The following is a 23,453-nucleotide window of genomic DNA, read 5'->3' as shown; positions in this document are numbered from 1 at the left end:
TCGAGGCTCGTACGCAATCGCTCGAAGTCACGATCGACGTGGCTTACGGCGGCATCGCGAAATCGACCGGAAGGATCTAGCCACCGAGGACACGGAGTTCACGGAGGCTGGTTGTTCGAATTGTGCGTTCAATTTGGAAGACGCATGAGCTGACATTCGTTCTGATGCGATTGTTGGTGCAGGGAGCAAAAGGCCGGGCCGTTGGCCCTACCGTTCACACTGTTGGTCTGGTCCCCGGCCCGTTGGACCGGGCTGGGCAAATGGAGGGGCGTTGCCCCTTTGGTGGAATGGTTGACGACCCAGGGGATCGGGCAAATGACCGGGGTGTTGCTGAATTGCGAAAGCAATGATGATGGCGCGGATGGCCCGTTGGGCAGGGCTGGGGAGATTGAAGCGATCGACATCAGTCCGGGCCGACGGCCCGTCCGTTTGTCGACGATCGAATGTCCATGTAGGAATCTGAGATGGCGAATCTAAAGGACCATCGGTTGATCTGGTTGAAAGGCGGGCTCTTTGCTCTCCTGGGGATACTGTCCGCAGGGTTGTTGATGGCTGAACTGCCCGATCTTCGGTCGATTTCACTTTTCGTCCTGTCGATTTGGGCCTTCTGCCGGGCGTACTATTTTGCGTTCTACGTGATCGAACATTACGTTGACCCAGGCTACCGTTTTGCGGGGCTGCTGGACTTTTTTCGCTACGCAGTATTGGGGGAAAGCCCTGACCGGCGAAGCGGCGAGGAGCACCTAGACGGATCGGATCCGTCGGCGGAGTGAAAGGAACGTTCGAAATCATTTGCGAGCCGTTGCATCAATCCTCAACGACATCAGTTGTGATAGCACCCGGAGCTGTTGACGGATGAATCGTTTCGTGGATCTCGAAACCTTGCGATCGTCATTTCCTGCAGGTGAGTCATTCAGGTTTGGTGACAGCGAAGAAATGTGCCAATCGTTGATTGCTCTGGTTCGACAGGGGAAAAAAACCGGTACCTGTTCCGCCTTGCGTGAGTATCAGCGGGATCCGATGCCGCAGGTCGGTCGCGTCGACATTGCTCTGAACTGGGATGGAACTCCGGCGCTGGCAATTGAAATTACCGACGTGTCCGTGCATCGGTTTTCCGAAGTGAGCGAAGATTTTGCTTTGTCGGAGGGCGAGAACGCGACTTTGGACGAGTGGCGCACGTCGCATCAAGCGTTTTTTCAACGCAACGGCGGATTTGATCCTGCGATGCAGCTGGTGTGCGAACGGTTTCGCATTCTCGTCGATTTCGGATGACGCAGATGCCGGCGGAGGCGGCAACCAATCAGGTTCGTGAACGCGTCCGTTCATGATATGGTGGTTGGGGGAACAGGATGACGGCGAGGGTTCGCCGTGCGGAGACCCAAAGAACCGCAGCGATACCACTGATTCTTTGAATTTGAGACAATGACTGAGACGAATCCGTATGCACCGCCGGAAACCCTTGAATCCGATTCTCAGCGAGGATCGGAGGCCGGTGATGGCAAGCACGCCGGGAATGAGATGCTATTGATGCTACTGTTCGTGGCATCGTTCATCGGGGCGATTGCGATGATCACCGGTTTGACCAGCCTTTTGACAAGCTAGGTGTGATTGCGACCGCCGCAAGTGAGTTCAGCGAACTGGCACAGTCTTTCGCGTTCGTGGGAATGATCGCGTTGTTGGCATTCGTCTGTATTCTGTTCGCAAGTATCGCGGATGACCTTTGGCGAGATCCCGGCGCGACATTCGTCGCCGGGCTGTTTGGCTTCCTCGGGTACGCGGTGATCATCAGCCTGGCACTGTTGCTCTGAAGAATGTGTACACTTTTTGGGGCGGGAGCGACGCTGAGGTCGATTTACGTTATTCAAGCTGAGGAGAAGTTGTGGTCACGGAACGTTGCTGGTGGTGAGGTCCGTCTTTGTTAAATACGGTGAGCAGGAGGGCGTGTGGTGATCCATTGCAATCCAGATGGAATCTGTTCATGGAACTTTCGGCTATCGGGAGAGGGGCACCGGGGGAAGTTGGAGTTCAATTGGTTCAATGAACAGGGAACGATCATGGCCGACGGAATCCGATACGACGTCCAAAAAGACGGCGTTTTTAGCGGAAGGTGGATTCTGGAAGCTGACGACGCAAGCATCGCAACCGCTCAGAAAAGCAACGCATTCACGCGTTCTTTCGACGTCCATTCGGCAGGTCGGACGTTGTGTTTGAGCGCGAAGTCGGCATTCGGACGCAGTTTTTCGGTGGAGGAGGCTGGGAGAGGCATCGTGTCCATCTCGCCGGTCCATCCATTCACGCGCCGAGCTAAGATTGAAGTTCATTCCGGGCCGTTGGAGTTTCGAACGGCGTGTTTTCTATTCTGGCTTGTGGCAATCATGTGGCGTCGAGCCAGTCAAAGCTCGTCGTCGGCAGCAGCCGGATGACGATCGATCGTTCCGGGCTGTCATCGCGAGGGAACAGTAACTTGAATGACGTCAGGATACGCCGCGCCAGAGTCGAGGATGCGTCATGCCTTGCCGAAGCGGAATCGGAGACTGCGGCTGGTCAGGAAGGCTTGCTTGTCGCGCGGCCGGGTGAGATCCCTGTTGAGGCCTATCAAACGAAAATCAAAGCACTTTCTGAAAGGGGCCTGTACATCGTGATCGAGTTGGATGGTCAGCCGGTCGGTCACTTGCTGCTGGATCCACTGCCACTGGCGGCGGCCGGTCACGTGGTCAGCTTGACCATTGTGGTTCACCCCAAGCACACCGGCCGCGGGTACGGAACCGCATTGATGCAAAACGCGCTTGCGTGGTTTCGCGAGCAATCTGAAATTGAGAAGATCGAATTGCGAGTCCGGTCGACGAATCGACGCGCCCTGGCGTTTTATCAGTCTCATGGCTTTGTCATCGAAGGAGTGCTTCGCCGGCGGCTAAAATTAAGCAACGCGTATGCGGACGATATTTGCATGGCGTTGTTTGCCTGAGTCGCTAAGCGGTGATGTCGAAGCCTAGTCATTCACGATCCGGGGAGATGAAATGGTCGGTCCAAAGTGGCGCACGTTTTCATTGCGGTTCTTAATCGCTGCGGTCACGTTGATTGCGATTCTGTTGGGGATCTGGCATCGGGGCGTGGTCTTGCGGGAAATGGCTGGAGGACATCACCTGGAGGCTTTGGACTGTGGCTATCGTGCCGCAGCGATCCAGCGTCCCGTCGATGAGAAATGGGAATGGAAGTATCGGGCGTTGATCCGATTCGATCGCGAGACGGTAAGCAAGTCGGTTCCCTATTGGCAACGATCGATGCACCATGCCCAGCTTCGCGACCGGTACCTCGCGGCGTCACGAAGGCCTTGGCTTCCGGTGGAGACGATGCCGCCGCCCCCAAAGCCCTTGACGCTGCCGGACAGGGATGACCAGATCGAAAGTTGGTGGTGGGCCATGTTTGGTGACTACCTCGCGGAGAACGAATGTCTTTTGAATTCCAGCATGGGCTTTCGTCCAGGCGACAGAAACCTCGAGTTGATGATTGAATTGTGTCCGCTAGCGGAGCGCGTCGCACTCTGCAAGCGGGTGGAACTGTATCGACGTTTCGGGCCAGAGTTTCTTGGTTCGGAAGCCATTCCGTCGATGCGAACTTGGCTGGATGTCGATCAACGGGTCGCGATTTCCGATGACGGTACATGATTCAGGTCTCGGGGACACAGCTTGAAGCGAGCGTTGAATCATCGTGGTGTCCAGTTTGCGGCCCTGATGCTTGTTGCCTGGTGCGTGATGGCAATCACTCATGAGGTGGGGCATCTGATCGGCGGCTGGCTTGGGGGCGCAAGGCTACAAGCCTTTGATCTGGCTCCTTGGCGATTGCCTTATTCGGTGCACCAACCGGATCCGTATCCGCTGTTGACGTTGTGGTCGGGACCTTTACTTGGCGTGGCGATCCCGTGGTTGGCGTGTTGGTTGATCCGCCGTGACTGGTGCTGGCTGATTGCGGATTTCTGTTTGATCGCAAACGGAAGCTACCTGGCACTTTCCTGGCCGTCCAAGGATCCACTTTTGGACTCGCGGAGGATGCTTGATGCCGGGACCCATCCGATTTGGATCGTCTGCTTTTGCCTGGGGACGATTGGGCTGGGGTACGTCCGATTTCGCAAAGACTGTGTCGAATTCTTTTTGAGCGATCGAGATGACCGAGACTCCGGCGTCGCGGGTCATTCGAGTTGAAAGTCTTGTGTCGTCGGGCTTGGTGGCGTTATTCGAAGGGGGGGAGTTGCAATGTGGCGTTGGCTGGCAGAGCCAGCGATGCAGTGCGTTCCCAGGCGGGAGCCTGGGAACGAGGCGGGAAGTCTTGTGGCGTCGGGCTTGGTGGCGTAATTCGAAGGGGGGAGACTTGCAATGTGGAGTTGGCTGGCAGAGCCAGCGATGCAGTGCGTTCCCAGGCGGGAGCCTGGGAACGAGGCGGGAAGTCTTGTGTCGTCGGGCTTGGTGGCGTTATTCGAAGGGGGAGGCTTGCAACGCGGCGTTGGCTGGCAGAGCCAGCGATGCAGTGCGTTCCCAGGCGGGAGCCTGGGAACGAGGCGGGAAGTCTTGTCGCGTCGGGCTTGGTGGCGCTATTCGAAGGGGAAGACTTGCAATGCGGCGCCCGCTGGCAGAGCCAGCCCTGCAGTGCGTTCCCAGGCGGGAGTCGGGGGACGAGGCGTTGGAAGGACTGCGCAAGATCGAAGTTGAGAACAGGCGATCGTTCGGGGAGTAGAACGAGACGTGCAGTCGGGCTGGCTCGATCAACAGCCAACAGAATCCGGGGGCCGCGCGGGCGAAGACGGTTTGCTCAATCCAGGAAGTGCTGCGAAGTTTGCTGCCTGCACCGCTGACGACTTGCCACCAGCCGTCGCCGGAGTCGCTCAATTGCAGATCGTGATCGTGCCCCGAGAGATACAGGTCGACGCCGCATTGGCGGAAGATCGGAGCAAGCAGTCGGGCCACTTGCGGCGACGGTTCGTGTTTTCCGCCGGTCAAGATTGGGTGATGCCCCAAGACAAATTGCCAGTCTGCTTCGCTTCCCAGGAGGTTCTCTTCCAGCCATCGTAGTTGCTGCCCGGTTGACGCGTGATTGAGGTGAATCGCAACGGTATCCACGACAAACACGTCAACCGTCACGTCAGCGGAGCTTAGCCTCGTTCGATAGTAGCGTTCGGGCATCTTCCAACGCTCGCTGTGCTGGGTGTAGTCGACCTGCGCCTGGACGTTGCCCTGGTAATCGTGATTGCCAAGACAGACGTAGAACGGACAACGGAAACAGTCCGCGGGAAACAGCTGCTCGAAGTCCTGGTCGAAACGGGCGTCGTCCACCGAGGCCACGCCCTGCTCATAGAAATTGTCACCGAGCAGGAAGGCGGCGTTCGGGGACGACCAGCCGGCGTGTGCAGCCATCGCTGCGGCGACCTGCTGGCGGTTTCGTGACTGTTCTCCGGTATCCCCAACGACCAGGATGCTCAATCGGCCATCGTTCAGGCGGAAGGCGGGTTCGGTACCGAGATCGAAGCTGCGTTGGCCCCGCGTGACGATGATCCAGCCGTTGTGGGCAGCCACGCGGTAGCCCGTGTAGAGCAGCGCCAGAGAGGCCAGCATCACGACGAATCGAACAATTCTTTTCATCATCGATCTTTGCACCGACGTCGTGTCGGAGGTGACTGTTTTACGAAAGTCTTAGTAGTTGCGTCTGGAAGGGTGGAGGTTCGGAGGCGAGTTGCACCGCAGTTTCCGGATCAATGGTCCGGGTGGATCAATTCGTGCAGATTGGACCGCTCGGTGAACGGTTCAAAGTCTCGCACTTGATAGCCAAAGTCGTGCAAGACGTTGGCCGTCCATGCCGGCCAGGGAGACCAGTTGCTGCGTGACGATGCGATGGCGTTGACCGGTAGCCAAAGCTGGCTGGCCGCCAACAGGGTCAACAGCAAGATTGCGACCATCAGCGGACGTCTGCCAGGACGGGAGGAGCGGCCGAGGCGTTGCAACCTGACCAGTCGTTCGCTGCGGTGGATGAGCTCGCTTCGTCGGGGACCGAACGAGAGGGTGCCCGAGTGGATTTGGCCGGTCCGTGCCGAGACGCATCGTTGAGCGACCGTCGCCATGGTCCGCAGGTATTCGGAAACGCGGCCAGCCGTCACCGCGGCTTCATCACAGGCAAATTCTCTGGCCAGCCGAGCGTGCCGGGCGGCGATCCACATTGCCGGGTGGAACCAGAACAACATTCCGCAGATCGTCTGCAAGAACTGCTGAAGCGGGTGTTCGGTTCGTAGGTGTTCCAACTCGTGCCGAAGGATGTACCGCAAGGCGTTGCGATCCCCGTCCAGCAGGTAGCTTGGCAAAACGATGACGGGTCGATGGAATTGCCAGCAGAACGGTCCTTGAATCTGATCGGAAGCCATCACTTTCAATTGGGCGATGTTTGCCTCCTGGGACGCTGGAGCGTTTCCGATTCGCCCGGCACTGAGCTTTACCTCGCAATCCTTCTTAAGGTGTGTCGAGCGAAAGCCAGGAGCGGATTGCCACTGGCCTTGCGGACGCTTGAATCTTCCGGAGCAAGGGTGAAGAGAAAGTCGTGTTTTTCGCCATTTCGCCGCGGGAGCGTGCAGTGGCAGGTTCGCCAATTGCGCCGGAGTCAGCTCTTGGCAGTCATCGCGAAGGAAGCGGAACAGCCGCAGGCAGAGGACGATTCGGCGTAGTACCAGAATTGCCACGCCGGCTCCCCAGATCGCGGCAAGGCATGAAACCGCGTGTTGTTGCCATCGGATCACTGCCAACGTTGCGTGGTCCGAGAGAGCCGTCGGAAAATGGAACCAGCGGCGATGGGGGAAAAGCAAGCCGGCGGCGACAAGAGCCAGGACGCCAAGAAAGCTGAGGGTCCACATCTGACACGAGTGACGTGCCCGGTGCAATCGCTGCTGCGCCCAGACGGTGACGGCCACCAGTAGCGTCACTTGCAAGCAGATGCAGAGGGTTGTTTCGGCCAGGTTGGAGGCGTCCATCACGACTTCTCCAAATCGGAAGCTGCTTTTCGAACGGCTTCGATATCCTCGGCGGAGACGGCGTCGGAATTGATCAGGCTGAGCACCAGGGACCGTGCCGAACCGCCAAAGAGTTGGTCCGTCAACGCCTTCAGCATGCCTTCGCGCACTTGTTGACGGCTGACGCGGGCGGTGTAGGTGTACGCACGGCCGATCTTATCACCACGGGTCACGATCTGTTTTTCTTCCAGAATCCGCATGGTGGTCAGAACGGTTGTGTAGGCCAGCGATCGTGAGAGCGAGTCGACGACATCTTGGACGGTGACGTAATCGCGGTCCCAAATGATGTCCATGACTTCTGCCTCGCATCTGGTCAACTCGATTCGTTTTCGGGAGGAGCGTGGCATGCGGGAACCTAAGGGGCGGTGTGTGACGCGGCCGGGGCGCGGTGGGAGGGTCGGGGACGAAGCTGCGCCAGTCGGTGGTACTCGGGAAGATCGATTTGTTCGGTCATGAATTCGACGTGACCATCGCCCCAAAGAAAGTTGGCTCCGCCCGCGTGACGGCTGGAGAAGTCACATTCGTCGGCGAGCGGATTATTGATGCCTTCCAAGGTGGATCCGACCAGGCGGGCCGCGGCATCTTCGCCCGACAGGCTGACGCCAAGCCAGGTGGAAGGCACTTGGGCCATGGTCCGTTCGCCCACCACCAACGTCCGCGAGAGCCCGCGTTGGAAATCGCGAAAACGGGTGAGATGGTTTTCTAAGAAGCAGCCGTCGCCAACGGGGGCCGGGATGGAATCGTCCGGTTCGATGGTTCCGAAAACACCGACATAGTTGGCGGTCGGTAGCTCGACCAAGGCTTTTGGTGGAGCAACGCTGTCCAAGAGTCGCGACTGGCGACCGAAATGTTCGTCCTCCTCCCACTCGTCCGCTTCGTACAGCTGGAATGTCGGCTCGGTGATGTCGGAGGGACAAAGCATTCCTTCCAACGAGGTCTGTCGGGCGAACGCATGCGGCGAAGCAAGAATGGTTGCGTCGCGATCGATCCGATCGGCCAAACCGGGCTGTTCCAGGTAAGGCAGCAGGGGAACGGCCCAGCCGTAGGCGGAGACGTCGTTGGCGTCGAACGTCCAGCCCGCTGGCAGATGCCGGTGCGTTTCGTGGTGATGATGCAGCGCGATCCCGACCTGTCGCAAATGGTCGACACAGATCACACGCCGCGCCGACTCGCGCGCGGAGCTGATCGCGGGAAGCGTCAACGCCAGAATGCTGCCCAGGATGGTGAGCGACAGCAGGAGTTCCAGAACGGTGAGACCGGCACGCCCGGAGTCGGGCATCCGTTGCCGTCGCGCGAGAGTCAATGGTTGCATCAGGTCATCCTTGATCGATTCCATGATGGGGCGGAATTTACGAAAGAGTTAGTTTCTGGGCAACCCCAGCAGCGGAGCGGGGGAGTCGCCGCGGCGGGTCGGAGGAAGGTGTGGCTCGGTTGATCGAGTCCTCATTGATGGTGGTGGTGCTCGATCCGTTCGCTTTCGCTTGCGGTGCAGGCGGAGCCTGGGAGACAGTGGGTTCCAAGGCGGGAGCCTTGGAACCAGGGGGTGAACGGTTTGTGCGAAGCTGGAGATGCTAGCAATCTCTGGTGGACCTGTTGGCAGAGTGCGGGTGTTGGAGGCAGCCGACTCGGACGGTTGCCCGGGGGGAATTGAAGAAATTCCGGCTAGGCGCCGACAAGGGTTGAAAGCAACGCGCGATTCGGCAGGGATCGCGACGAAGCCTTCACAACCGCTTCCGTCTGATGCCTCGGTGGTCATCCATGCTGAAAGTATTCCGTCGACCCGCCGAGGCAACCTTCGGCCGAATTCGCGACCGATTGCACCCCAACCGCCAATGTCCGATTTGCGATTGGACCGGATACGCCTTTTCCAAGGGTGGGGCACCCAACAAGTCGCGATTCGATTGCCGCTGTCCCAACTGCGGGGCCGTGGAACGTCATCGACTGGCGTTCATGGTCGCCGAGAAACTGGACGGTCTGGATTATTCGGACGTGCTTCACGTGGCTCCAGAAAAGGAGCTGTCAAACTACCTACGATCCAAAGCAACGAATTACCTGAGTATCGACTTGTACTCGCAAGCGATGGCGCGAATGGACATCACGGCACTTGAGCTGCCGGATCAGTCGCAATCATTGATTTGGATTTCGCACGTGTTGGAGCATGTGGAGAATGATGCGGCGGCGATCGCGGAGATGTCCCGCGTGCTGCGTCCCGGCGGAACCGTGATCGCACAGGTTCCGATTTGGCGCCAGTCGACTTACGAAGATTTCAGCATCACCGATCCGAATGACCGCTTGGAGCACTTCTACCAGACGGATCATGTTCGTCTGTACGGGATCGACGTGGTTGATCGGTTTTGCAGTCGGGGTTTCGAAGCGGAGGTCCACCGGGCTCAGGATTTTGGACCCGAGCGGCTGGTGCGACACGGGTTGTCGTTCGTTTCCACCAACGAAGTGTTTCGATTCCGAAAGGCTGCGTGAGCTGAATGACGGAGCCCCGGTCGGAACCGATTCCCGCCCGGGAATCGAGCGCGAATGCAGCCAGAGGGGCGACGATTCACAACGCCGCAATGGACGCAGCTACAATGGCGGGCCTTCCACAAGCCCCACCCACCGGATTTGACGCCCATGCTTCGCCCCCGCCGTTCTTTGCTGTTTGTGATTGCCGTTGCGGTCTGTTGTTCGCAGCTTGCCGCTGAGCAGCCCGAGTCGACAACGCTTGACTTGTGGCCCGGATTGCCACCGGGAAGTACGCTGCGTGGAGAGGGCGACGTTCCGAAGCTGATTTTGACTCGGGTGGAATCCAAAGAACCCACGGCCGCCGTCGTGATCCTCCCGGGCGGCGGTTACAACGGGCACGCGATGGACCACGAAGGCTACCAGTTCGCCCAGTGGTTTCATTCCTTGGGGATACCGTCGGCGATTTGCACGTATCGGCTTCGAGGGAAGGGGAACGACGGTAAAGGGTACGGTCATCCGGCGCCGATGATCGACGCGCAACGTGCGATTCAGACGTTGCGTGCGAACGCGTCCGAATGGAATTTGGATCCCAATCGGATCGGAGTGATCGGTTTCTCTGCCGGCGGACACCTTTGCTCGACCGTATCGACGCATTTCGCCAAGGCCGATCCTGTGTCGGAAGATCCGGTCGCGCGGGTTTCTTCTCGACCCGATTTCAGCATCCTGTGTTACCCGGTGATCGCGTTCGACAAGCCCTATTCCCATGGCGGCAGCCAACGGAATTTGATTGGTGCCGATCCGGACCCGGAGCTCGTTATCGACCTGTCCAATGAGCGGCAGGTCTCTGAGCACACGCCGCCGACGTTCCTGTTCCACACGGCCGCCGATCGCGTGGTTCCCGTGCAGAACAGCCTGGATTATTTCCTGGCCTGCCAGGAGCATGGCGTCCCCGCGGAACTGCACGTCTTTCCCGAGGGCAGACATGGCGTCGGGTTGGCCAAAAACCTTTCCGGTGCGGATCAATGGCCGGAGCTGTGCGCGAACTGGTTGCGCAGGATCGGAGTCGTCGCCGCCGAGTAGGAAACGACGCAGCAACTCACCAGACAGAACCGCTTTGGGAGCCACACTTGCCAGAGCGTGGATTCTGCAGCACCGTCTGTCCACCGTCGCTAAATCGACTTCGTGACGCAGGAGCCTTCCGCTGCATCGTGCCGCTGTCCAGATACGGGCCAGGTTTCAATCTTCCACACCGTCTTCAACTCATCCGCGAGAAGTCTTTCCATGCAAGTTCCATTCTCCCGACGAAGTCTGCTGGCCGCGTCGGTCGCAGGCGCTGCCTGCCTATCAACGAAGAACGTGTTTGGCGAGTCGTCACCGGATGACTTGCAGTGGCACGACGTTCAGGATTGGGGCGTCGAGGGCCGTGGTTTCGAGGACACGAAAAAGTACTTTGATCGATTACCGGCGGCTGCCGAGGGCGTGGTTCGTGATGCCGTTTGGAATCTGAGCCGACATTCCGCTGGCATGCTGGTGAGGTTTCGGACCGACGCGACAGAGATCCATGCCGATCACGCGGTGACCTCTGCGAATCTAGCCATGCCTCACATGCCCGCGACGGGTGTGAGCGGATTGGATCTTTACGCGACGGACGACGAAGGCAATTGGCGGTGGGTCGCGGTCAGTCGTCCGACCCAGCAGCACATGAAGGTTTCGCTGGTCAGCGGATTGCGGCCGGGAATGCGGGACTATGCCGTCTACCTTCCGCTGTACAACGGGACGGAATCACTGAAGATTGGCGTGGCCGCGGGGGCTCGGTTTGAACCCATTGCTCCTCGTCCGGATCCGCCGATCGTGTTTTACGGGACATCGATCACGCATGGTGCGTGCGCTTCACGGCCGGGGATGCCGCATCCGGCAATTCTGGGACGTCGATTGAACCGTCCGGTCATCAACCTGGGCTTTTCCGGAAACGGAAAACTGGAGCCCGAGGTGGGGCGGTTTCTGGTTGAATTGGATCCGTGCGTGTATGTGCTGGATTGCTTACCGAACATGGTTGCCGATGAGGTGGCCACGCGAACCGGACCGATGGTTCATCAGTTGCGGTCGGCGCACCCGGACGTGCCCATCGTGTTAGTGGAAGACCGCACCTACGCGGACGCCTGGATCCGGCCGTCACGCCAACAGCGAAACGAATCCAGTCGTCAAGCATTTCGGAAGGCTCATCAGCAGCTGGTCGACGCGGGCGTTGATCGCCTGTTCTACGTCGATGGTGAAGCAATGTTGGCGTCCGACCGGGATGACACGACGGACGGATCCCACCCCTCGGACCTGGGCTTTTTCCATCAGGCAGACGCACTTGAGCCGGTGTTGCGGAAAGCCATTGGCTCTTGAGCCAAACCCAATCGGATCGTCCGGTTTTGCTTGCCGGACCTCTGCCCGCTAAGATAGTGGGTCCCTGCCCCGCCTTCCCGCCTTGTCCATCACGGCACGATTCGATGAATGATCCGATTGCCGCAGCCAACCGACGCGAGTTTCTGCTGAATGCCGGTGGCGGGTTTGGCGCTTTGGCGATGTCGGCTCTGTTTCCACCTTCGGGCGTTCAGGCGCGATCGGCGGAGCCGCGTTCGCAGCGGTGGCATGATCCGTCGCGGCAGCGAGTCAAACGGGTGATCTGGCTATTCATGCACGGCGGTCCCAGTCACGTCGATCTGTTTGATCCCAAGCCGGATTTGGCACGGCTGGCGGGGCAGCCGATCCCGGAAAGTTTTGGGGCGGTCAAAACACGCCGCAAGGTCGCCAGCAATCCGCTGCTGGGACCGATCAAGCCGTTTCGCCGACGCGGCCAATCGGGGTTGGAGGTCAGTGACTTCTTGCCGGAGATTGGCAGGTTTGCCGACGACCTGTGCGTGATTCGCAGCATGCACGGCGACAGCGTCAACCATCCGCAATCGGTTTACCAAATGAATACCGGCAGCATCTTGATGGGCCGGCCGAGTGTGGGGAGCTGGGTTGCGTACGGTCTGGGAAGCGAAAATGAAGACTTGCCGGGATTTGTCGTGTTGCCGGATCCGGCCGGTGGTTTGAAAGGCGGGCCGCCGGCGTGGGGAAACGGCTTTCTGCCAGCCAGTTACCAGGGCGTGACGATGCGTGCCGGGACGCAACCGATCTTGCACCTGCAACCACCCCGCGGTTTCGACGGCGACCAGCAACGCAAAGCGCTGGGGGTGGCAAACTATCTGAACCAACAGCATTTGCGAGGTCGCGCGGGCGACGATGAGTTGGCCGCCAGGATCGAGGCCTATGAGTTGGCCTTTCGGATGCAGAGCTCAGCGCCGGAATTGGTTGATCTGGCGCAGGAAACCGAGGCGACGCATCGGATGTATGGAACGGATCGTGCGGAGACACGCGACTACGGCCAGCGCTGTTTACTGGCTCGGCGGATGATTGAACGCGGCGTGCGGTTTGTGCAGGTCTATTCGGGGGACACCAACGGCTGGGATGCTCACAGCGACGTCCTGAAAAACCACACGGCCCACTGTGCGGCAACCGATCGACCCGTTGCCGGGCTGCTCCAAGACTTGAAGCAGCGAGGGTTGTGGGACGACACCTTGGTGATCTGGGGTGGGGAGTTCGGCCGGATGCCGATGAGCGAATCGGGTAAAGGCCGTGATCACAATCCGTGGGGTTACACGATCTGGATGGCCGGTGGCGGAGTCAAGGCCGGAATGGCACACGGCGCGACGGACCCGGTCGGACTGCGTGCGGTCGAAAAGCCTGTGCACATCCGAAACTTTCACGCGACGCTGTTGCACCTGCTGGGGATCGATCACGAGGATCTGTCGTACTACCACAACGGGCTGGATGAACGTCTGATCGGGCCGACCGACGATGTCGAAATTGTTCCGGAGATTTTGGCGTGATGAGAAACGCTTTGCGTTGTTGCCTGGTCATGGTCACGTGCCGGTTGATGGCACTGCTGTGCGCTTTGATCCCGGTGATCGGCAGCGCGAGGTTGGCCCTCGCCGAGAACGAAGCGGGGGACCAGGAAGCGGCCGGCGAAGTGCTGGAGTTAGAGATTTCGGAGTTCGACCGCGATCACTGGTCTTTTCAGCCGATCGAACGTCCGCCTCTGCCGGCTGTCGAGCGTTCTGGCTGGCCATCAACCGCGGTCGACTTTTTCATTCTACGTCGTTTGGAGAAGCGATCACTGGCGCCGCAGCCCGCGGCGGATCGCGCCACACTGCTTCGACGCGTCAAGTTTGACCTGCTGGGACTTCCGCCGACGGTTGAAGAATTGGAGCGTTTCGAAGCTGACAAATCGCCCCTCGCCTACGAGCGTCTGGTCGACCGTTTTCTGTCGTCGCCCGGCTATGCCGAGCGCTGGGCACAGCACTGGTTGGACTTGGCCCGATTCGCCGAAACCGATGGTTTCGAACACGACAAGGTACGCAAGGGCGCGTGGCGCTATCGGCAATGGGTCGTCGACGCTTTGAACCAGGACATGCCCTACGATCAGTTCGTGCGGCTGCAGCTGGCCGGGGACCTGGTCGGATCCGAAGACTCCATTGCGACGATGTTCTGCATGGCGGGGCCCGACATGCCGGATATCAACGAGCAGGACCTGCGTCGACATGACAAGTTGAACGAGATCGCATCCACAGTCGGCGCGTCACTGCTGGGATTGCAAATGCACTGCGCCCAGTGCCACGATCACAAGTATGATCCGATCAGCCAAGCCGACTTCTATCGACTGCGGGGGATCTTTGAATCCGCGGTGCCGCCGCTGAAACGTGACCGACATGTCACGGAGCTGGCATCCTATTCGGATCCGATCGTGCCGCGATTGTATGGTCGCGGAGAACTATCCAACGCGGGGCCAAGGTTGAAGCCGCGTCCGCCTCGAATCGCAAGCTCCGATGAGCCGTTGTCACAATTCGACAACAAGAATCCTCGCGTCGCTCTGGCGGATTGGCTGTTTCTTCCGGAGAATCCTTTGACCGGCCGGGTGATCGCCAACCGGATTTGGCAACATCATTTCGGCAAGAGCCTTTGTGAGAATCCGAGCGATTTCGGCGTCATTGCGGACGGACCGTCACACGAAATGCTGCTGGACTGGTTGGCGGTTGAACTGCGTCAAAGCGGTTGGAACCTGAAACGCCTGCACCGGATCATCCTGCTGTCATCGACGTACCGACAGGCCAGTCACGTTGGTTTCGACGGCAGCGATCAACAGCGAGAGACGCTGCGGCACGCCATTGAGAACGATCCGGAAAATGAGTGGTACAGTCGATTCCCGAGGCGACGCTTGGAGGGCGAGATCATTCGTGACGCTCTGCTTTCGGTTAGCGGACAGCTGAACCGGTCCTACGGAGGCCAAAGTGTGTTGCCACCTCTACCGGATGAGCTGGTCAGTACCTTGTTGAAAGGTCAGTGGAAGTCGAGCGAAGATCCGGAAGATCATGTGCGACGCAGTATTTACGTGTTCGCCCGGCGAAACCTGCGGTACCCCATCTTCGACGCATTCGATCGTCCTGACGCCGGAGCGAGCTGTGCTCGGCGAGACCGTTCGACAACGGCGATTCAGTCTTTGCACCTTTTGAACAGTGAACTGGCGTTCGATGCTGCCCGCAAGTTCCGTGACCGGCTGGAGCGTGAGACCGCAGGGAAGGACGACGCGGAGCTACTAAAGCACGCGTTTCGATTGGCGTTTGCCCGTTTACCAACGGAAGACGAGCTTGGAAAGTGCCGCGAACTGTTGGCCGGAGAAGCGGACCGACGAGAAGCTCTGTTGATTGTTTGTGCCGGACTGCTGAACGCATCCGAGTTCATTTACTTGGACTGACGAATCTTCTCCGGCTGCTTCGACGGCCGGTTCTCCCGGAGGGAGAATGAACGACCCGCTTGTCGCAAATTCGATGTGGCTATCATTGCCGAAGGGTGGCAAGACAGCAGAATGCACGCTCTGGTGAGAGTGCCTACTTTAAAACTTGGTAGAAGACGCGCCGGACATCGATTCAGATTTCCACTTCTTTTGCGTCGACCGGCAGGTTCCGGCTCATCCACCACGGCGTGGTGACAAACCAGGCAACGGTCCCGGCAAGCGTCCAATGTTTTACCGCGACGTGTCCCATCCATCCGCCCAGAAAGAGCAAGCAGGGGGCGAACGTTGCCATGAGTGCGACGATGGAGATGGCTTTGAGGACACGAGTCATCGTCGGCGATTGTTTGCTTCCCATGGTCAAGCTCCCGCGTTGGCGGAGTGATTCCAATTCGGCTGCGTCGCGGCAACCGCCTCACGCTGCGTGAACTTGCTGAGCACCAGGTAGAGGATGCCACAAACCAACCAGGCGGGAATCACCGCGTAGGCGGCAAACAGATCTCGCCAGATGATTAGATAAAGTCCGACAGCAACGGGAAGCAGCCAAGCGATGAAAACGGCGAGATTGAATTTGATCCCGCTACGGTGCGCGAATTCGTTCTGCAATCCGAATCGTTTCATCCAATAGAAGTCCACCACAATGACGGCTCCCATCGGGCCGAGGACGGTTCCGTAGGTCCCGACAAAATCGAGCAGTTGGGCCGAAAGGTTTGGAAACGCACCGGCCAGCGTTGCGACAGCGCCGGCAACCAGCGTCATCACGCTTCGCGAGGTAGCCGGCAGAATTCCTTGAAATGCCAAACCGGCTCGATAGATCGTCGGGTTGGCGGTTGTCCAACCGGCAATCACGACGCACAGGATGCCCGCCCAGCCCAACGCCTGGTAAGCCAGCAACCCGGGGTTGGCGTTGACCCGGCCGTCACTTCCGACCGCCACATCCGGCTGCACCTTGATCAGTGCCGCCAGCAGAAGGGCGGCGGCGATCCAGGCCATGTAGTGGCCCAGAAACATCCCGATGGCCGGTGCCCAACCTGACGATCGGCTGCGGGCGAACCGGAAAATCGACAGGTCCGACATCCCGAAATGCATGGCTCCGTTGCATAGCCAGGCAAAGACGACGATCTGCCAGAATCCAAATGTTTGCGGCCCGTTCCGAGACTGCACAAACTGCACGGCGTCACGCCAATAGTCGCCGCGAACGATCGAATCGATCCCGGTGGCGTTCATCTGAACCAGGGAAACGATACCGCAGGCGGCGAAGATGGCGATCATCCAGGGAGCGGCGATGTTGGCAACACGGGCCACGGTCTGATACCCGCCGGCGGCGACGATCGCCATGACCGCGCCCACCACCAGGACCAACGCCGTAAAGGAGGGAGCGCCAAAACCAAATGTCGCCGAGGGGACCTCGTAGAAGATTCCGAAGGGGACCCCGGCGGCGCTTGCCGACACGGTGATCATCGCGCCGGCCAGAAAGCAAAACAGCAATCCGTTGACCAGGTTGTAAATCTTCACCAGCGAGCCACCGGCGATCCGCTCCAATTGGTAGTAGAGCGTCATTCGTTTCCGGGTCGCGATCGGCGTGACCAGAAACCGCCAGGTCAACACGGCCAGGAAGTTGCCCAGCAGCAGCCCTAGGATCAAATCTTGGATGCTGGCTCCCGCCGACAGAAACAGCGGACCGATCATGAATTCGGTGCCGGCGGTGTGTTCGCCCGCGTACATGCCCCAGAACTTGCCGGACCCCAGCAGCGCGGAGTCGGGGACCGGTTCGCGTTCAAACTCCCCACCCGTTTCGGATCGATCTTCGCTCACGCGATGTTCTCCGATGAAGCTGTAGCGACAGAATTGCCCCGTCGTGCAAGCACTCGCCTTTCGTCTTCGCGAATCGCATCCAACCAAGCGGCGCCGACGGGAACACCCGATGATTCGCAGTAGTGATCCCAGACGGAACCGAAGGGCATCGATTTTAGCTCTTCCATCAGTACCAGTCGGCCGGTCAAATCGCCGTCACGCTCCAAATCCTGAAGTGTTTCCCGCGGTTCCAAAAGCGCCATCAACAGTGCTTTCAACGTGTTGCGCGTCCCGATCACCCAGGCGGCGATTCGATTGATGCTGGCGTCGAAGAAGTCCAACCCGATGTGAACGCGGCTTTCGAATCCGCCCCGAACAATCTCCTGCATGATCGCTTGCAATTCGTCGTTGAAGGTGACGACGTGGTCACTGTCCCACCGCACGCCTCGGCTGACATGCAGCAGCAACTCGGGGACGTAAAGCAACGTCGACGAAATCTTGTCCGAAATGACCTCGGTGGGGTGGAAGTGGCCGGCATCCAGGCAAAGCAATTTGTGACGCGTGATCGCGTATCCCAGATAGAACTCGTGCGATCCAACGACGTAACTTTCCGAGCCGATGCCGAACAGCTTGCATTCGACGGAGTCCAGCAATTGCGCTTCGGGGAACGCGACGCGAAATACTTCGTCCAGCGCTTCGGCAAGTCGTTCCCGAGGTGCCTTGCGGTCGGCCGGTGAATCTTTGCTGCCGTCCGGGACCCAGACGTTGTTGATGCAGGCATTGCCTTGGGCGGCGCCCATCTCGCTGGCGATTTGACGGCAGGCGATTCCGTGGTCAATCCAAAACTGGCGGATTGCCGGATCGGGGTGAGACAGCGTTGAGCCGTCGCTGGCTAACGGGTGGGCGAAGAAGCTCGGATTGAAATCCAGACTGTGATGACGGTCTCGGCACCAGTCGATCCAGCCTTGGAAATTCTGAATTCCGATTTCATTTCGGTCAGTTGGCGAGGAGAATTCGCCGTACAAGGCATGCAGGTTCAGTCGGTGGTTTCCCGGGATGAGGGAATAGGCAACATCCAGATCGCGGCGCAATTCATCGACCGTGCGCGCCCGGCCCGGGTAATTGCCGGTGACCGCCAAACCGCTGCCTAATTCGTTGTCGGTGCCTTCAAAACCGACGACATCATCGCCTTGCCAGCAGTGCAAGGAGACGGGGATGGTTTTCAATCGCTCAACCGCCGCATCCACGTCGACGCCGAGTGCCGCGTAACGTTCACGAGCCAATTCGAATGCTTTGTTCGTATCAGACATGCTGCACGTATCGAAGTCGATCGGTTATCGTCGGGGCCTTGGCGGGCATCCCAAAACGGAGTGATCAGGGTTGCGATGGCTCGTTTTCCGAACGCCACCCGACGGGCTGCGTCCAGGCCTGACGCATCTGATCTTCGAACGATGGATCATCCGCGGGAAGACTGCTGGTAACGACGGCGCGGACATACAGTTCTTTGCCGGTCAACTGGTAAGTTGGCGAAACACCATGAACGGTCTTCAGAGTGACGCCGATTCTTTCGTCTTGCTGCCCTTCGTCGATCATCGTTCCGATAAACTCGGTGCGATAGGTGGCCCCGTCGTTGGCGTCAATTTGAATCGACAGCGTCCCGGTCGCTTGATCAAAGCGGACCTCGCCGAGCGTCACGCCGCTGGATGCGTAGAAATCGCCACGTTTGATCGCGCTCAGAATGTGCTCTGGGGTCAAGAAACGACTGCGAACCATCACCCATCCACGGCCGGGGTGTGAACCGGGGACGCCGTGGTACTCGTGGCTGTCGTCGGTGGCAATCCCCATCAGCGGTGGGACATTCAGATTCGTCCGTCGGATGGCGTTCGCCAAGTCCCAAATGCGTTCCACGCTGGGGTGATCGTCGTTCCCGAGATGGCCGACGGCGGGGTGCCCGTTGTAGACCTCGAAGAATTGTTCGGACGTCACCGCGGCCAGATCTTCGGCCGTGATCGCGTAGCCAAAATTGGGGTGGTTGATATGAGGCAGCACTTGGCGACCGTGCTGTTTTTCATGCGCCAGGATCATTCGCAAATTGTTCTGCATGGTTTCGCGGACCGTAGCGCCGCCCGCCGGAGGGAGCACCTCAGCGATATTGGTCGCGTTGATGTGAACCGGTTTGCCTTCGGCTCGGTCGCTGATTTCTTCCGCCGGCATCATCATGAACCGACCGCGTTCTTCAACCAAATGCCGAAACTCATCCAGCGGCTTCAGGCGGACCTGATGGTCGGGAGTCCCCTTTTCTCCCCGCGTCTGAACCCAATGCTCGCCAAAACGTTGAAGGTACCGATCCAAGACGCCTTCATCGCTGCGTGCGACCACGTCTTTGACCTTCATCCAACGGATCCCGTCGCTGAGGACGTTGTGATCGGTTAGGGCCAGAAAATGGTAGCCGTGTTCACGATACCAGTCCGCAATCATTTCAGGAAACTGATCGCCGTCGCTCCAAAGCGAGTGCGTATGGAGATTTCCTTTCCACCATTTCAAAGGCGGCCCCGACAGCGGGGAATCACCCGCCGCTGCGGGTTCGTTTGCCAGTGCCGGGAGGCTGAGCACAGCGGCGGTGAAACAGACAAGTGCCAACAGTCGGAACATCGTTAGGACTTTGTAAGGGGGGGGACGTTTGGGGAGGCCCGCCATCGTAGCACGTCAAGCTCGGTGAGCGAGAACTGGGACGCAGGAGGAAGCGATGTTTAAAAGAATCTGTCGCCGCCGGGGCGGGCACCCGGCAATCGTAGACAGCCTCCACCAGCGAGCGGAGAGGGTGCGATGCATTCTAGTTTCTTCCGGCCGGTGAGGCATGGACCAGCGCTGTGGGCGGTTGCAACAGAGCAGCCGGGAACCGGATCGCGGCAAATTGTTTGGTAGACTGGAATCCTCACGCTCGATGCGGTTCGAATCGGCATGAATCATCCGTCTGCTTTTCCCTTCCCTGGTTCACGCTTGCCATGCGACACATCTCTTTATTTGTCGACTCCGCCATTGGATTGGTCCTATGTCGTTGGATCACAATCGCGGGCTGTGCCGGAATGCTCTCCGGCGGTTGGCTTTCAACGTTCTCAGTCGCTGCTGAGAATCGCGAACGACCGAACATCGTGTTCCTGCTGACCGATGATCAGCGTTGGGACGCGTACGGATCTGCCGGGTTGCACGAGATCAGGACGCCCAACCTGGACCGAATCGCCCAGTCCGGGATGCGTCTGACGTCGGACGTGTCGAAAATGAACAATCTGGCCGACCGTCCCGAGTTCCGTGCAAACGGCCGGTCGATGGCCAAGCAATCGCCCGAGCAGCGGCGGAGAATCCGTGCGGCAGGAACGCTGGTCACAACGGACTCCGGAAAGGACGTCGACGAGGGGCCGCCGAAAGAGACCGACGCCACACCGTCGGAGATTCGAACCGACTTGAAGATCAGCGGAATCTATCCGCACCTGACGACGTACGGAATCTACAGCCAGAACGGCGGCCACTATAAGACTGGCCACAACGAGTGCGGGATCGGCGCCGTCGTGCCGTGGGCGGGAAAGTTGTGGATGGTCAACTACGCGCCCCATCAACCGCGCGGCAGTGAACACAAACTGTTCTCAATCGATCCGGATCTTAGCCAGCCGATGACGATTCATCCGGAAAGTGTCGGCGGAACGCCGGCCGGGCGGATGATTCATCCGGAATCAAACCAGTTGTTGATCGCACATTATCTGATTGATGCGAAAGGGAATGTTCGCGTCATTTCTCCGGATGACATGCCGATGCGCGTGACCGCGATCGCTCGCCACCTGGTGGATCCGGTCAACCTGGTCTACTACATCGACATGGAAGGGGCGATCTGGGAAGCCAATGTGCACACGCTGGAAACGAAGCGATTGTTCAAGAAGCCCGTCCCGGGGTGGCACGGCAAAGGTGGCTACACTTCTCAGGGCCGGTTGGTGGTGTCCAACAACGGTGAACTGCATGTCGGCGACTACAGCGACGTGTTGGTGGGGGGGACGGCGACCGACGAAGAGCAACGCGGGGTCCTGGCCGAATACGATGGCCGGGACTGGCGAATCATCGAACGCCGGCAATATACCGAGGTCACCGGACCCAAAGGGATCACCGGCGGCAGCGATGGAGACGATCCGATTTGGGCGATCGGATGGGATCGCCGCAGCCTGCGATTGAAGTTGCTAGACAACGGGACCTGGTCCACGTTTCTGTTGCCCAAAGCGGCCTATTGCAACGACGCCAGTCACGGTTGGTACACGGAATGGCCTCGAATTCGAGAGATCACCGATGGTCGCTGGATGATGGACATGCACGGGATGTTCTTCGATTTTCCAAAGACATTCTCAGCGAAGGACAACGCCGGAATTCGTCCGATTGCAAGTCATCTTCGCTACGTTCCAGACTTTTGCAACTGGAACGGGCAACTGGTTCTGGCGACAGATGAAACGAGCATCCAGGGCAATGACCTAGCTGGTCAGCCGCAGAGCAATCTCTGGTTTGGCAGCTACGACGATCTAAAATCCTGGGGGCCGGCCAGCGGGTATGGCGGACCTTGGGTCGAGGATTCGGTTCGCGCGGAGACCTGGTCGGATCCGTTCCTGGTCGACGGCTTCGATCGCCGCGTGATTCATTTCGCCGTCGGAAAGAAATCAGACCAACGATCGGACCTATTACGAGCGAGTGACCAGCAACCCATTCATTCGATCCCACCGCAACTGGCCCGACTGCATCGGGTAACCGTCGTGCGAGGCGATTGGCATCGTCCTGCGCCAGGCTATTCGTTCGAAGTGGATCAGCCCGTGACGGTCTTTTTGGCCGTCGACAAGCGGGGCGGTCCAGAACTTGACGACAAGTGGGAAGCGACCGATTTAGAAATCACCTGGGGCAAGAACCATGCGGACAACGTGTACTCGAGGGAGTTTGCCGCCGGTGTCGTGACGATTCCGGGCAATGCGACGGAACACACACCGGGTGCCTTCGGCATGCCACACACGGCCTTCGTTGACACCGCCACGGGGTCGCCATTGAACATTGTCCCGCGCGACAATGCGTCCATCGCCGCTCCTGAGGTCGTCGCAACCGATGCAACGCCAGTGACATTCACGATCGAAGTCGATCGGCAAGGCGACGGACGATGGACATCGATGCAGACGGTTGCCGTCCCCGGTGGCGGCTACGTCGCCGATGAATTGCCCGAAGATTTTCAGGCGGTGTGGCTACGGTTGAAGACCGATCGCGATTGCATCGCTACGGCATTCCTGCACCAAACCACCGCCAGTTACGCCGACGGAGACGCGAAACAGAACCGTGACCTGTTCGCTGGGCTGGCCGAGGTGGGCGATTCCGATGTGGTGGGCGGCTTGGTCTATGCGGCCAAACGCAATCGGAATCTCAGGGTCGTGACTTCACCAGAGAAGGCTTACGAGTTCACCAAGGCACAGTTCGAGTTTGAATCTGTTCAACCGGAATCGGAACTGACGGAACGGTTGCAGGTCGAACCCGAGTTCACGGTCGATCGCGCTTCGGTGGTGCTGAAGAGCGGCGGGTTCACGTTACGGCTTCCCAAAGGCGAATCGGGTTTCGACCAGCCCTTTGCGTCAGGATGGCCGAGAGCTTCGCGGGAAGTCGAGTCGGAGCGACATCTCGCAAATATTCACGGGACCTTTTATGAGGTCCCGCTGATCACCAACGGTAGCCCGCCGGCATTTCATTTGATGCGTCCAATTTCCAGTCATTCAAAGCAGATCACGGATTTCTGTTCCTGGAACGGATTGCTGGTGTTGGCGGGAATCCGCAAGTCGGCGAAGAACGATGGTCACATCTTCACGGACACCGACAAACAGGTCGGGCTGTGGTTCGGAGGCATTGATGATTTGTGGAAATTGGGGAAGCCGATTGGTCGGGGCGGACCGTGGCTGGATAGCGACGTGCAAGCCGACGTGCCGTCGGATCCCTATTTGATGCGTGGCTATGACCAGAAGTCTTTGGAGATTTCGCACCGTTCGTCCGAGCCTGTCACGATCACGGTGCAGGTGGACATCGACGGCAACGGGCTTTGGGTCGACTATTGGGAGTTCAAGGTTGCACCTGGTCAAACGGTGCAGCACGCCTTTCCCACGGCCTTTTCGGCGTGCTGGGTGCGGGGCGTCAGCGACCACGACACGACTGCGACGATGATGTTGGACTACAAGTAGCTCGCTGAGGCGGCGTTGCTGTCGCCGCTTCACGGCTGCAGTCAAG

Annotated in this window: 21 protein-coding genes; 13 read left to right on the top strand and 8 right to left on the bottom strand. The window is 59.0% G+C overall.

Annotation, left to right across the window (positions count from 1 at the left end):
- Positions 1–464: 464 nt before the first annotated feature.
- From FYK55_RS26195 to FYK55_RS26165, 7 genes are all read left to right on the top strand, one after another.
- Positions 465–773 carry a hypothetical protein gene (locus FYK55_RS26195; RefSeq protein ID WP_150079595.1) on the top strand — a complete coding sequence of 103 codons (309 nt, stop codon included), beginning with the start codon at positions 465–467 and terminating at the stop codon, positions 771–773.
- Positions 774–936: 163 nt separating this feature from the next.
- On the top strand, positions 937–1,272 hold the full coding sequence (locus FYK55_RS26190; RefSeq protein WP_201743816.1) for an ASCH domain-containing protein: 336 nt from the start codon (positions 937–939) through the stop codon (positions 1,270–1,272).
- A gap of 150 nt (positions 1,273–1,422) precedes the next feature.
- Positions 1,423–1,602 (top strand): hypothetical protein, encoded by a 180-nt coding sequence (locus tag FYK55_RS26185; RefSeq protein WP_150079593.1) that lies wholly within the window; start codon positions 1,423–1,425, stop codon positions 1,600–1,602.
- Positions 1,603–1,604: 2 nt separating this feature from the next.
- On the top strand, positions 1,605–1,808 hold the full coding sequence (locus FYK55_RS26180; RefSeq protein WP_150079592.1) for a hypothetical protein: 204 nt from the start codon (positions 1,605–1,607) through the stop codon (positions 1,806–1,808).
- Between the two features lie 656 nt (positions 1,809–2,464).
- A complete protein-coding gene (locus FYK55_RS26175) occupies positions 2,465–2,965 on the top strand; it encodes a GNAT family N-acetyltransferase (RefSeq protein WP_161604762.1) in 501 nt (166 codons plus the stop codon).
- Positions 2,966–3,017: 52 nt separating this feature from the next.
- Positions 3,018–3,665 carry a hypothetical protein gene (locus tag FYK55_RS26170; protein ID WP_150079590.1) on the top strand — a complete coding sequence of 216 codons (648 nt, stop codon included), beginning with the start codon at positions 3,018–3,020 and terminating at the stop codon, positions 3,663–3,665.
- A gap of 33 nt (positions 3,666–3,698) precedes the next feature.
- A complete protein-coding gene (locus FYK55_RS26165) occupies positions 3,699–4,199 on the top strand; it encodes a hypothetical protein (RefSeq protein ID WP_150079589.1) in 501 nt (166 codons plus the stop codon).
- Positions 4,200–4,466: 267 nt separating this feature from the next.
- On the opposite strand, the gene FYK55_RS26160 is transcribed toward FYK55_RS26165, so the two are convergent.
- From FYK55_RS26160 to FYK55_RS26145, 4 genes are all read right to left on the bottom strand, one after another.
- Positions 4,467–5,633 carry a metallophosphoesterase gene (locus FYK55_RS26160; RefSeq protein WP_150079588.1) on the bottom strand — a complete coding sequence of 389 codons (1,167 nt, stop codon included), beginning with the start codon at positions 5,631–5,633 and terminating at the stop codon, positions 4,467–4,469.
- Positions 5,634–5,740: 107 nt separating this feature from the next.
- Complete coding sequence (locus tag FYK55_RS26155; protein WP_150079587.1) at positions 5,741–7,003, bottom strand: M56 family metallopeptidase; 1,263 nt, start codon at positions 7,001–7,003, stop codon at positions 5,741–5,743.
- Entirely contained in the window at positions 7,003–7,389 is a 387-nt protein-coding gene (locus FYK55_RS26150) for a BlaI/MecI/CopY family transcriptional regulator (protein WP_150079586.1), read from the bottom strand. The genes FYK55_RS26155 and FYK55_RS26150 overlap by 1 nt, the downstream gene beginning before the upstream one ends.
- Positions 7,390–7,397: 8 nt before the next feature.
- Positions 7,398–8,354, bottom strand: coding sequence for a DUF1559 domain-containing protein (locus FYK55_RS26145; protein ID WP_150079612.1), 957 nt, complete (start codon positions 8,352–8,354; stop codon positions 7,398–7,400).
- A gap of 446 nt (positions 8,355–8,800) precedes the next feature.
- Here FYK55_RS26145 and FYK55_RS26140 point away from each other — a divergent pair, with 446 nt between their 5' ends.
- The 5 genes from FYK55_RS26140 (at position 8,801) to FYK55_RS26120 (ending at position 15,341) form a co-directional block, all read left to right on the top strand.
- Complete coding sequence (locus FYK55_RS26140) at positions 8,801–9,520, top strand: class I SAM-dependent methyltransferase (RefSeq protein WP_161604761.1); 720 nt, start codon at positions 8,801–8,803, stop codon at positions 9,518–9,520.
- A gap of 147 nt (positions 9,521–9,667) precedes the next feature.
- A complete protein-coding gene (locus tag FYK55_RS26135) occupies positions 9,668–10,579 on the top strand; it encodes an alpha/beta hydrolase (protein WP_150079584.1) in 912 nt (303 codons plus the stop codon).
- Positions 10,580–10,780: 201 nt separating this feature from the next.
- Positions 10,781–11,890, top strand: coding sequence for an SGNH/GDSL hydrolase family protein (locus tag FYK55_RS26130; protein WP_150079583.1), 1,110 nt, complete (start codon positions 10,781–10,783; stop codon positions 11,888–11,890).
- Positions 11,891–11,994: 104 nt separating this feature from the next.
- Positions 11,995–13,419, top strand: coding sequence for a DUF1501 domain-containing protein (locus FYK55_RS26125; protein ID WP_150079582.1), 1,425 nt, complete (start codon positions 11,995–11,997; stop codon positions 13,417–13,419).
- Complete coding sequence (locus FYK55_RS26120; RefSeq protein ID WP_235908992.1) at positions 13,419–15,341, top strand: DUF1549 and DUF1553 domain-containing protein; 1,923 nt, start codon at positions 13,419–13,421, stop codon at positions 15,339–15,341. The genes FYK55_RS26125 and FYK55_RS26120 overlap by 1 nt, the downstream gene beginning before the upstream one ends.
- A gap of 172 nt (positions 15,342–15,513) precedes the next feature.
- On the opposite strand, the gene FYK55_RS26115 is transcribed toward FYK55_RS26120, so the two are convergent.
- The 4 genes from FYK55_RS26115 to FYK55_RS26100 all read right to left on the bottom strand — a co-directional run bounded on the left by FYK55_RS26115 (position 15,514) and on the right by FYK55_RS26100 (position 19,823).
- Positions 15,514–15,735 (bottom strand): hypothetical protein, encoded by a 222-nt coding sequence (locus tag FYK55_RS26115; protein WP_235908991.1) that lies wholly within the window; start codon positions 15,733–15,735, stop codon positions 15,514–15,516.
- 2 nt (positions 15,736–15,737) lie between these two features.
- Positions 15,738–17,192 (bottom strand): purine-cytosine permease family protein, encoded by a 1,455-nt coding sequence (locus FYK55_RS26110; RefSeq protein WP_150079581.1) that lies wholly within the window; start codon positions 17,190–17,192, stop codon positions 15,738–15,740.
- Positions 17,189–18,481 (bottom strand): L-rhamnose isomerase, encoded by a 1,293-nt coding sequence (locus tag FYK55_RS26105; RefSeq protein WP_150079580.1) that lies wholly within the window; start codon positions 18,479–18,481, stop codon positions 17,189–17,191. Before FYK55_RS26105 ends, FYK55_RS26110 begins: the two co-directional genes overlap by 4 nt.
- A 64-nt stretch (positions 18,482–18,545) precedes the next feature.
- On the bottom strand, positions 18,546–19,823 hold the full coding sequence (locus tag FYK55_RS26100) for a hypothetical protein (RefSeq protein ID WP_150079579.1): 1,278 nt from the start codon (positions 19,821–19,823) through the stop codon (positions 18,546–18,548).
- Positions 19,824–20,176: 353 nt separating this feature from the next.
- Here FYK55_RS26100 and FYK55_RS26095 point away from each other — a divergent pair, with 353 nt between their 5' ends.
- The gene (locus tag FYK55_RS26095; RefSeq protein WP_235908990.1) at positions 20,177–23,407 is read left to right on the top strand and encodes a hypothetical protein; all 3,231 of its coding nucleotides are present in this window, start codon (positions 20,177–20,179) and stop codon (positions 23,405–23,407) included.
- Positions 23,408–23,453: the final 46 nt, after the last annotated feature.

The organism is Roseiconus nitratireducens (assembly GCF_008629675.1).
GTDB classification, from domain to species: domain Bacteria; phylum Planctomycetota; class Planctomycetia; order Pirellulales; family Pirellulaceae; genus Stieleria; species Stieleria nitratireducens.
The sequence above is the reverse complement of the archived record's forward strand: the minus strand, read 5'-3'. Positions and strand labels throughout refer to the sequence as shown.